8 protein-coding genes are annotated in these 10,292 nt (G+C 60.6%); 2 read left to right on the plus strand and 6 right to left on the minus strand.

Translation table 11 applies throughout. The features are described from left to right. Positions 1-286 (minus strand): hypothetical protein (locus VGG64_03970; GenBank protein ID HEY1598731.1); only part of this gene is annotated, 286 nt, incomplete at its 3' end. Positions 287-536: 250 nt separating this feature from the next. Between VGG64_03970 and VGG64_03975 the strand changes: the two genes are divergently transcribed. After that, positions 537-1,733: a hypothetical protein gene (locus tag VGG64_03975; GenBank protein HEY1598732.1), complete on the plus strand. Its 1,197-nt coding sequence runs from the start codon at positions 537-539 to the stop codon at positions 1,731-1,733. 14 nt (positions 1,734-1,747) lie between these two features. Here the strand turns inward: VGG64_03975 and VGG64_03980 are convergent, their stop codons facing one another. The 3 genes from VGG64_03980 to VGG64_03990 all read right to left on the minus strand — a co-directional run bounded on the left by VGG64_03980 (position 1,748) and on the right by VGG64_03990 (position 5,965). Next, on the minus strand, positions 1,748-3,271 hold the full coding sequence (locus tag VGG64_03980; protein HEY1598733.1) for a PQQ-binding-like beta-propeller repeat protein: 1,524 nt from the start codon (positions 3,269-3,271) through the stop codon (positions 1,748-1,750). A gap of 217 nt (positions 3,272-3,488) precedes the next feature. Then, positions 3,489-4,898: a DUF1501 domain-containing protein gene (locus tag VGG64_03985; GenBank protein ID HEY1598734.1), complete on the minus strand. Its 1,410-nt coding sequence runs from the start codon at positions 4,896-4,898 to the stop codon at positions 3,489-3,491. 185 nt (positions 4,899-5,083) lie between these two features. Continuing rightward, positions 5,084-5,965, minus strand: coding sequence for a DNA-formamidopyrimidine glycosylase family protein (locus tag VGG64_03990; GenBank protein ID HEY1598735.1), 882 nt, complete (start codon positions 5,963-5,965; stop codon positions 5,084-5,086). 215 nt (positions 5,966-6,180) lie between these two features. Between VGG64_03990 and VGG64_03995 the strand changes: the two genes are divergently transcribed. Next, entirely contained in the window at positions 6,181-6,801 is a 621-nt protein-coding gene (locus tag VGG64_03995) for a methyltransferase domain-containing protein (protein HEY1598736.1), read from the plus strand. Here the strand turns inward: VGG64_03995 and VGG64_04000 are convergent. Continuing rightward, positions 6,792-9,302, minus strand: a complete 2,511-nt coding sequence (locus VGG64_04000; protein HEY1598737.1) for an FtsX-like permease family protein — start codon at positions 9,300-9,302, stop codon at positions 6,792-6,794. The two genes, VGG64_03995 and VGG64_04000, sit on opposite strands and share 10 nt — an antisense overlap. A gap of 11 nt (positions 9,303-9,313) precedes the next feature. Next, positions 9,314-10,027: an ABC transporter ATP-binding protein gene (locus VGG64_04005; GenBank protein ID HEY1598738.1), complete on the minus strand. Its 714-nt coding sequence runs from the start codon at positions 10,025-10,027 to the stop codon at positions 9,314-9,316. Positions 10,028-10,292: the final 265 nt, after the last annotated feature.

A 10,292-nucleotide genomic window follows, 5' to 3' on the forward strand; every position in this document is an offset into this window, starting at 1 on the left:
CAAGCTGTGCGAACGTGCCGACGCAGGCCAAGGCCGCAAAGGGGCCAAACGAGGGCCAGCGTACTCGACCACTGAGGGCGCCGGCCGCCACCAAAGTCGTAGCCGCCAGCATAGTCGGCACTGCCTTGACGCAGGATACGAGCAGCGGATCGCAATGCGTGAGCCAGCGCAAGCAAATGTTCGCGCAACTATACCCCAGCGATGAGACAGCGCTCAGGACCGTGCCCAAGAGAAAGGGCTCGACCCGCATCATGGCGGCGTAGGCTCTGCGACTGGTGGACTTCACGGCGCGAATTGTATGCGAGATGATACGCTCTGGGGAGACAGATCGGGCGGGAGCGGAGGCATGTGACTTTGTCGTAAGTTTAATATACGCAGCGCGTATTTGCGGCATGTTAGGTCCCCGCGTGATTTGTGCCCGGCTTTTACCGCAAAGCAGCGAAAGTCTGATCCTGCGTGCATGTTCCAACTTCGTTCGGAACGCGCATCGCTAGCGTTGAATAAACGGACACCCCCGGTGTGAGGAATGTTCAGCTGTGACACGCTCGGAGCCAAGCGCTGCCGCCACCCAAGAATTTGTCCGCCGCATTCATGGTGCCGGCACCCGGTTGGTGCTGGTTACCACGGGGGGTGCAAGCCAGGCGATACCGGCGCTGCTGACAGTGCCTGGCGCGTCGCGCACGGTTCTCGAGGCGGCGGTCCCCTATTCGGCTGCCGCATTAATGGTTTGGCTAAAAACCGAGCCGGAAAACTTTTGCAGCGAGCACACGGCACGGCTCATGGCCATGGCCGCCTACCAACGCGCCACAGCATACGCACAGCGCGAACCGTCTGGAGGCAATGTTGTCGGCGTGGCGTGTACCGCAAGTCTGGCGAGCGACAGGCCCAAGCTGGGCGCCCATCGCATCCACGTTGCCGCGCAATCCGCCGAGTTTACGGCCGTCGCGTCGTTAGAGTTGTCCAAGGGCGTACGCGATCGCGGTGGCGAGGAACTACTGGCGGCGCAACTGCTGTTGAATATGGTAGCCCGCGCGTGCGCGCTAAAAGATCGCGTGTCATTAGAACTGCAAACCTCGGAGCACGTTATCGAAGAGGAGACCGTGGCGCCCGTGCCTTGGCGACAGCTCTTTGCCGGCGAACGGAACATCGTACAGGCCAACGAATCCCGCGCTATGACCAGTGCTCAGCAGACAATCGATTCGGCTCGGCCGTCAATCCCCGCGCGTCGAGCGATATTTCCGGGCGCCTTTCATCCGTTGCACGACGGCCATCGCCGCATGGCACAGGTTGCAGCGGAACAGTTGCACACATCGATCGAATGGGAGCTATCCATTACCAATGTCGACAAGCCCCCGCTCGATTTCCACGAGATACGGTTGCGCAGCGCTCAGATTCCGCCCGCCGCGCCCTTGTGGCTGACCAGAGCGCCGACGTTCCTTGAAAAAGCTCGACTGTTCCCGGATTCCACGTTCATCGTCGGGATCGATACTGCCAAGCGCATTGCCGAGCCGCGCTACTATCACGACGCGGTGGAATGTGCCGCGGCCATCACAGGCATTGCGGCGGCAGGCTGCCGTTTTCTGGTCTTCGGCCGCAAGACGGCCGAGGGATTCGAGATGTTAGCCGACCTGAGTCTTCCACCAGGGTTGCGCGAGATCTGTGAACAAGTGCCGGCGGGCACCTTTCGCGAAGATATATCCTCGACCGAGCTACGACGCAAGTCAGGTCAATAAACGGTACCGAGGCACTACTGCTTTATACACCATAGGTGATCTGTGCCGCGCAGGAACAGCGCACCATTGGCGGCTGCCGGCGTGGCCCAGCACATTTCGTCGAGCTTGTTCTCCGCCAGAAGCTCAAAATCCGGTCCGGCTTTGATGACAAATGTCTGTCCCCCTTCGTCCAAGCAGAAAACCTTGCCATCGTTCGCCCAAGGGGACGCCGTAAAGCCCTTCGCATCCGGTACGCGTTGTTGGTAAGCCTTGGTGCCATCCGCGGCGTTGTAACAGCTAAGCAGTCCGCCGCGCTGTTCCAGTACGTACAGATACCCCCGATACACAAGTGGCGAGGCCATCGGCGGGCCGCCACGGGGAACCGACCATGCGATCTGCTCAGGCTGATCGGCGCCCGATGCCAGTTCAAAACTGCCGGTCGCGCCGGCGCGAATAGCCACCAGCGGTCCGCTCCCACCCATGCCGCCGCCTGTGCCCAAGTAAACTCGCTCGTCATCGCCGACGGGTGTGGCCGAGCAGCGGCCGCGCATATTTGCCAGAGTCCACAGCACCTTGCCGTCGATTGGATCGTAGGAGATGGCATGCTGACCCGACACGGTAACCAACTCCGTACGAACCTTGTTGCGCCACAGGTTGGGCGTCGCCCAACTCGACTTGTCATCGCGGGCGACTCGCCATTTCTCCTCACCGGTCAGCTTATCGAGCGCCACCAGGAATGACGCCTTGTCGTTATCGCACTGCATGATCAAGCAGCGATCGGCCAGCACCGGCGAGCTTCCCGTCCCCCATCCCATCGCCATGGGATACGAGCCAAAATCCTTGGTCCAAATCAGCTTTCCATCGAGGTCGTAGCAAAACACGCCGGTCATGCCGAAGTACGCATAGACGCGCTGACCATCAGTGACCGGCGTTTCCGACGCGTAGGTATTGGTGCGATGCGTAGGAATCGAGGGCTTCCGCTCGGTGGCAAGCTGCTTCCAAATCACGTTGCCCGTATTACGGTCGAGGCAATAGACCTCGAATTGGTACAGGACATCGGGCGCCTGACCACCGCCGCGACCCCCAAAGCCTCCGCCACCCGGCCCGCGGCCCCCGCGCCGCCTACCTGCACCGTCGTTCGGCGCTGGGTCACCGTCGGCACCGGGACGTGGGCGATTCGCACCGTCCCCTTGAGATCCTGCTGCACGAGGTTCATCCCCGTCGGTCTCATCGCCGACGGGTCTGTCTGCCGGCGGTCGTCCACCGCCCGGCCTTCCACCGCCGCCACCAGATGGTTGCGGTTTCGATTGGTTTTCTGTGATCGCCGCGGTGAGAAAGACCTTATCACCCCAAATAACTGGCGAAGACCAGCCCACGCCGGGCAGTATCGCTTTCCAGCGAATGTTTTGATCGGCCGCCCATTGGGTCGGCAATGGGGCGTCGTCCCCTAGTCCGCTGCCGCCGGGTCCACGGAATTGCGGCCAGTCGGCCGCCATCGCCGCAAGACAAAGGACCATCCCGAGGCAAAATCCAACTGTGAAGCCGAACGATCGCACCATTGGATTCTTCTCCGTAAGAGTTTGGGGGCACCCAATATCGACTTTTCGTCAAAGCGTCCGGCGCGCAGGGTAACTCAGGAGCAGTAAACCCCACAACACCGGCAGGGTTTTGTGAGCCGTGAAGAAAAGTACGCAATGCGATCGATCGGAGATGCTTGATGAAAGCAACGCCAGCATGCCGAACTATGGACAAATACTAGTGGTAGGTGTCGCGCGTTCAAGCCAGGATCTCACGAATCGTCTCACCGCGCGCGATGGGAAAGGGACGGCCCAAGGGATCGTGTAACTCGGTCGAAGGGGGGATTCCCAGCGAGTGAAATATGGTGGCCAACAGGTCCGGCGGTCGAACCACTCCGTCCTTGGGTTCACCCCCCAACGCGTCCGAGGCGCCGTGTATGAGCCCACCCCGAATTCCACCCCCAGCCAGGGTAACGGAGAAGACGCTCCCCCAATGATCTCGTCCGCCAACGGCATTGATCTTCGGGCTGCGGCCGAATTCCGACATACAGACCACCAGAGTCTCGTCCAACAGGCCGCGTTCGACGAGGTCTGTCAGCAGTGCCGAATACGCCTGGTCAAACGGCGGCAGTAGCACGGTTTTTAGCCGGTTTGCCTCGCGCACGTGGGAATCCCAACAAGGTCCGTCCATAGGCTCGTCCGGCGAACGGAACCAATTAACCTGCACCAGGCGCACGCCTGCTTCGATCAACCGCCGAGACAGCAGCACACTTTGTCCGAATTGCGATCGGCCATAGCGATCGCGGGCTGCCTCCTGCTCGCGGGCCAGGTCGAATGCATCGCGCGCCTGTCGAGACGTCAGCAAATCAAAGGCCTGGCCCGTCGCCTTGCCATACGCGCCCTGGAAATTCGCTTGCCGTTGCGTGTCCGCGGCCAGGCGGTCGATCTCGCCCAGCAGCGTCCGCCGGTCGCGCATGCGATCCAGCGAGAGTTCCGTGGGCAACGAAAACTCGGGAATGCGAAAATCCGCGGCGGCCGGATGGCAACGAAATAGCCACGGATCGTTCGTGCGACCAAGAAAGCCCGCGTCTTGGCCCGGCCAGATTGAACCATCGGTGTTCCAGATGTGATGGGGCAGGCGCACGGCACTGGGAAGCGCCGTGTTGGACGATTGCATGGCGCGCGACACTGCGGCAAAGCTCGGCCAGTTATTCGGTGCGCCCGGATTGACGTTTTCGGCGTTCATCGGCTGGTGAGGAACGCCGGTCAGCATGTAATAGCCGCTCGACGAGTGGGCATTGTCGCCGGTGCGCATGGCACGCAGCAGGCACAAGTGCTCGGCCAGGGTGGCCGTCTTCGGCATCAGCTCGCTAATCATGATCCCAGGCGCGCTAGTTGCGATCGGCGCAAACTCGCCGCGCACCTCAACAGGGGCGTGGGGCTTCGGATCCCAGGTCGAATGCTGCGCAGGCCCTCCCATCAAAAACAGCACAATGCACGACTTGGCCCTACCCGCAGGCTCACTAACGCTAGCTGTGCGAGCCGCGCCTTCGTGACGCAGGATGTCCGCCAACGACAGGCTCATCGCTCCTAACCCGCCCACGCGCAGCAACTCGCGCCGCGAAATCCGATCGCACAGCCGAACGGGTGATGTCGTGACGTGAAGCATTAATGCTGCTCCGGCGGCCCAGGCGAGCCACCATCCGCGGGTTTCAATCAGCGTACAGTATGAGGTTGAACGGCGGTGGGGCACTCGTGCCCTTCGGCCCTGGCAAGTGGGGACTCTTGGCGCTGTTAGTATACTTGCCGACGCCAGCGATTGGCTACGTCGCCGGCCACTCTGGCAGTGGCTGCTTACAATTCGTCAAGGTGGCGCGGCCAGGCATCTTTGAGTAATCGCGAGAGCGAACGATCGGCCAGAATCTGCCCGCCCGTCTGACAGCCGGGACAATAGTTCGTCTCGTTGTCTGCGTAACGAATTCGCTGCACAGGTGCCCCGCACACCGGGCAGGGCTTTCCGAATCGACCATGTACGGCCATCTCAGGCCGAAAAGCAGTGACCTTCTCGGGAAAGCTGTCGCCTGCTTCCTGCCGTAGCCGTTCGATCCATTCTGTCAAAACGTCGCGTGTGGCGTTGAACAGTCTCGCGACGTCGTCGAGCGGCAGTTTTTGCGTCAGAGCAAACGGCGAGAGACACGCGCGATGCAATATCTCGTCGGAATAGGCATTTCCGATCCCGCTGAAAAGCGCCGGATCCGTCAGCGCCCGTTTAAGAGTATGGCTGCGCGAGCGCAAGACGCTGGCGAATTCTTCGCCCTTCGCGGCCAACACGTCGAGTCCGCCGGGATCGTGCTGGCAAAGTGCATCCTTCCCGCGAACAACGTAGAGAGCCGCGCGACGTTTGGCGCCGGCTTCGGTCAAAACCAGCGTCCCGTGGTCAAAGTCAAATGCCGCCAGGTTGTACTTGCCGCCAAGCGTTGCGCCGGGCGACTTCCAGTGCAAGCGACCGGCGATCATGAGGTGCAAGACGATCCATAGATCCTCGTCCAGCCCGATGGCGATCCGCTTGCCCAATCGCCTGAGCGAGCGCACCGTCTTGCCATCAACGGATTCAAGAGGTGGGTCGAACGTTCGCAACAGAAAGGGACTGTTGATTCGTACCCGCAGCAATGGCTTTCCCAAAATGCGCTGTTCGAGGGCTTTTAGATAGACCGTGATGTCTGGGAGCTCGGGCATGGCGATATTACTTGGGCCAGTCATTAAGGCTTGCAGCGACTCGCCCGCCGAAACATTGTTGCCGCATTGTGACGCCTACGATCTCGCTAGTCATTTAAACGGATCGCCGCGGCCGCGACAAACGTCACGCTGCTCGCGGCGCGTATGGGGCAAAATCGTGCGGAATTGCTATAGTACCACGCGAATGAGATCGCCAGCGTCAGGGACTTCGCGTGATGATGAACCAACAAGAGCTGCTGGAACGGATCGACTCGACAAAAGAAGTAGTTATCGAGCTCGGTTGCGGCCCGAACAAACGTCCCGGCGCGATCGGCTTCGACCGATTTCCACTCCCCGGTGTCGACTTTGTGGCGGATCTGGAAGCCGGATTGGACTTTTTGCCGGACAATTCAGTGGACGAGTTCTACTCTAAGCACGTGCTGGAGCACATCGAGAACTTCGAGCCGTTGATGCGGGGCATCCATCGCGCGCTTAAGCCCACGGGACGTAAAGTGGCAGTTGTTCCCCATTTCTCCAACCCTTATTACTATTCCGACTATACGCACAAACGATTCTTCGGACTGTATACGTTCGACTATATGGCCGACCGCGATCGTCGTTATCGCCGCAGCATTCCCAACTTCTACGTCGACTTTCGGTTCCGCGTTGTGTCGCGGAAGTTGAAATTCCGCTCGAAATTCTTTGTTCGCGACCAGATCAAAAGTCTGCAGAAGCGGCTGTTTAATCTCAATCCGTACATGCAGGAATTGTACGAAGAGTCGCTGTGCTATTGGTTTCCTTGTCACGAACTAGAATTCGTGCTGACGCCGGTGAAACCACCGCCGTCTCACTCGTAGGCGATGGCCGACAACAAATCGAGTCTCGCCGCGCGCTCGCCAGGAGACCAGGCCGCCAGCAACGTCATTAACAGGCAGCCGCCCACGTTAGCCACCAGCAGCCAGGCATGCAGCGTAAAGGGTACCGAATGCCCTAACACGGGCTCGTTGCACAAGTGGATAATGCCGGCCGTAACGATTCCGGCCAATGTACCCGTCGCCGCGCCCAGAATGCCCAAGAGGGACGACTCACATAAGACCAGTTTGCGGGTTTGCCCGCGTGTCATTCCCACGATCCTCAGCAAGCCCAGCTCGCGGGTCTGTTCCAAAACACTCATGGTCAACGTATTGGCCACTGCAATGCCGCCGACGACAAAGCCCATCGCCAGCAGCAGCCACAGACCCGCGACAATGCCGTTGATCAGTCGGTCCAGTCGACCGCGCAAATCGGCGAGCGACTGCACGATTAGCCCTTCCTCGGCGGCAAACGGCTCGAGGCCGGTGGCGAACGATTCCATCGACGTTCCCGGCGTGGCCCGCACCATGTAGGTCTCGGCGGGACCCAAGTCCACGATTTTGGCCGCCGTCGCCCGATCGAGATAGGTTACCAGTCCCCCGAGCATGTAATCGCCCACCAAGCCGGCGATCTTTACATTGAAGGCGCGTCCTTGCAGTTCCATGCGCAGAGTATCGCCCTTGCTGACGTGAAGCTTGCGGGCCATCACGCTACTTACCACTGCCGCGCCATCTTGTAAGCCGGCCCGAATTTCCTTTTCCTCTCCCGCACCAACGGCCCAGGGAAGTGCGACATCGGGCAAGAAGTCACGCACGATGCAGATTCCGGGCATTCCGGCGGCGCGCGTGGGCAGGATGCGGACCTCGATCACATGGCTCACATTTGGCTGGGCAGCCAACGCCGCGGAAATCGCCGTGCGTTCTTGCGAAGCCTCGGCGCGGTCGTTGGCCGTGGGGTCGATTAAGAACACGTCGCCGGCCAACGAACGGCGATACCACTCGCGGATGTCGTCGACATTGTTGACGATTGCCGTCCCTAGTCCCAGTCCGTTGCTGATTGCCACCACCAACACGCCTACGGTCAGTCCAGTGCGCGTTGAGCGTTGCCTCAGCTGCTCGGCCGCCAGTTCCCCTTCCATGCGCATCCAAGGAGCCAGCAACCACGCTGCGCCGCTGACGACCGGCACCAGCACCACCGGAATCAAGGCAATAAACGCGACCAGCATTAGCAGACCAGCCGGAATCGCGGCTTGGGCCGGAAGGCGTTCGAAGACCACCAGCAACATCAAAATAATGGCAGCGCAAATAGCCAGTGTGCTCGCGCAAACGGCCCACAGTGGAAAGCGTTCTGCGCGTCGGAGTTCGACGTCACCCAGGGCTTCGCGCGCGGAAACCTTGCGCGATTGCCAGGCCGGTACCAATGCCGCCACGGCGGCCACAAGCGGACCCAGCGCCAGTGCGATAGCAATCGCAGACCAGGGGGCCGTTGGCGGCGGAAGGTGCGCATCGACCAACTTTTGCATGCCCAGCGACAAACCACGCCCCAGCAACAGGCCCAGAGGAATGCCGAGGGCCGAACCAACCAGGCCCATCGACAACCCTTCGGTCAGATGACACCCGACGATTTGTCGAGTCGTCGCGCCGAGTACGCGGAGCACCGCCACATCGCGGCGACGCTCACTAAAATTCATGCGCAGCGTATTCAAAATGATGAAGACGGCCATGGCCAGCGATAGTGTTCCCGCGAAACGCAGCGCAAGCTCGGTCGATTTCAAGGTGGAATCTACTTGTTCCATCTTGCCGACGGGCACCTGCACCAGCAGATTCTCGGGCAACCGCGCCGCGATGGCACCGCGGACCGCTTCACGATCACTGTTTTCATCCACAAATATACGGACTCGATCGGCTTGTCCCTCGAGTCCAAAGAACTCTTGGACCGTGGACAGGGGCAGCACCATCGATGCCGCGGGCGCAACTTCGGCCAAAACGGCCGCGGGCACGAGCCCGACAATCGTGACCGTCCGCGGACCGCGACGCGTAAGCAACGTTAAACGATCTCCTTCGGCGATTTTGCGCGACGCGGCCAACTCGGCCGACAGCACCGCGTCGTTGCGTTCCTGACACGCCCTGCCCGAGGCTAACGGCAACGCACCCCAAGCCACCTGGGAGTCTGGGGGTATGCCAAGCAGAACGCAACGGAGCCTTTTCCCCTGCCGGCGGGCCAACGTGGCACGCGTTACTAGCGGAAAGCTTCCCTCAGCACCAGCAATGCCGTCGACGTTGGGAACGTCGCCCACGTTCAAACGACCGCCAGACAGCGAGACAACCTCCAATGCTGGCCGGCCGCCGATCTCTTTCGAAAGATTCCGCACTCCCACCCGAACGGTAGTTTGCGCGAGCGCAGTGCCCAACACAGCCGCCACAGCGATCGCGACGCTGAGCATCGACAACGCCGTCCGCGCCTTCCGCTGGCGCCATTGCCGCACGACCAGGTGAAGTAGGTCCATCAACGGGCTCTCTAGCGCGGCAATGCAAAGGTTGACGGAACAGACGCATGTTCGACGCCCGGCAGCACATTGCCGTCTTGCATCCGGACGATGCGGCTAGCCTGGCGCGCCATGTCTACATCGTGCGTCACCATGACGATGGTTTGCCCTTGCTCGACGCAATCCCGCAGCAATTCCATGACGTGCTGCCCGTTGGCACTGTCGAGTGCGCCAGTTGGCTCGTCTGCGAGCACGACCGCCGGCCGCACTACTAAGGCCCGCGCGATGGCAACGCGCTGCTGCTCGCCTCCTGACATCTCGTGCGGAAAATGGTCGGCGCGATGGGCAATTCCCACCCGGTCGAGAACATCCAGGGCCTGCTTACGGGCCGCGGCGCGTCGTACACCGTCGATTCGCAAGGGTAACGCGACATTTTCCACGGCCGACAGCGTGGACAATAGATTCATTTTCTGAAAGATGAATCCCAGCTGTCGCCGGCGTACGATGCTACGCGCCGTGTCGTCGAGGCTGCCAAAGTCCTGGCCGTTGAGCAGCACGCGTCCAGTCGTAGGTGGATCGATGCCCCCCAGTACATGGAGGAGCGTGCTTTTCCCACAACCCGAGGGGCCCATAATGGCCAGGAACTCGCCGCCTTCGACGCGTACGTCAACGTCTTGCAGGGCCCGTACCTTAACGGTTTCGGTCCCATACTGCTTACAAACGCCGATGGTTTCCAAGATAGGCATGAGGCTACTGGTAAGGGCGCGGTTCAGGGAAGATAAAAAAGCGATTCCTGGCGCGTGCGTCAGAACACTCTTCTCTCGTTTGGAGAAAAGAACGCCTGAGAGGTCATCGGTTCGGGACACTACCCTTGGCTAACCACTCTCGAACAGAGAGAGCGGCCTGACGCGGCGCTCATGGTGAATTCGCTCCCCATTCATAGTAGTCAGGTCTGCACCACGCTGCCACGGGACACAGCGGTGTACAACAAGCAATTCCGCCCATTTAAAG

The sequence above is a fragment of the Pirellulales bacterium genome (assembly GCA_036490175.1).
In the GTDB taxonomy this organism is placed as follows: Bacteria; Planctomycetota; Planctomycetia; order Pirellulales; family JACPPG01; genus JACPPG01.

What these genes read in the sequence shown, in the direction of transcription:
- VGG64_04005 (HEY1598738.1), bottom strand. Translation starts at nt 10,027, where the DNA reads ATGCCTATCTTGGAAACCATCGGCGTTTGTAAGCAGTATGGGACCGAA.
- VGG64_03980 (HEY1598733.1), bottom strand. Translation starts at nt 3,271, where the DNA reads ATGGTGCGATCGTTCGGCTTCACAGTTGGATTTTGCCTCGGGATGGTC.
- VGG64_03995 (HEY1598736.1), top strand. Translation starts at nt 6,181, where the DNA reads ATGATGAACCAACAAGAGCTGCTGGAACGGATCGACTCGACAAAAGAA.
- VGG64_04000 (HEY1598737.1), bottom strand. Translation starts at nt 9,302, where the DNA reads ATGGACCTACTTCACCTGGTCGTGCGGCAATGGCGCCAGCGGAAGGCG.
- VGG64_03990 (HEY1598735.1), bottom strand. Translation starts at nt 5,965, where the DNA reads ATGCCCGAGCTCCCAGACATCACGGTCTATCTAAAAGCCCTCGAACAG.
- VGG64_03985 (HEY1598734.1), bottom strand. Translation starts at nt 4,898, where the DNA reads ATGCTTCACGTCACGACATCACCCGTTCGGCTGTGCGATCGGATTTCG.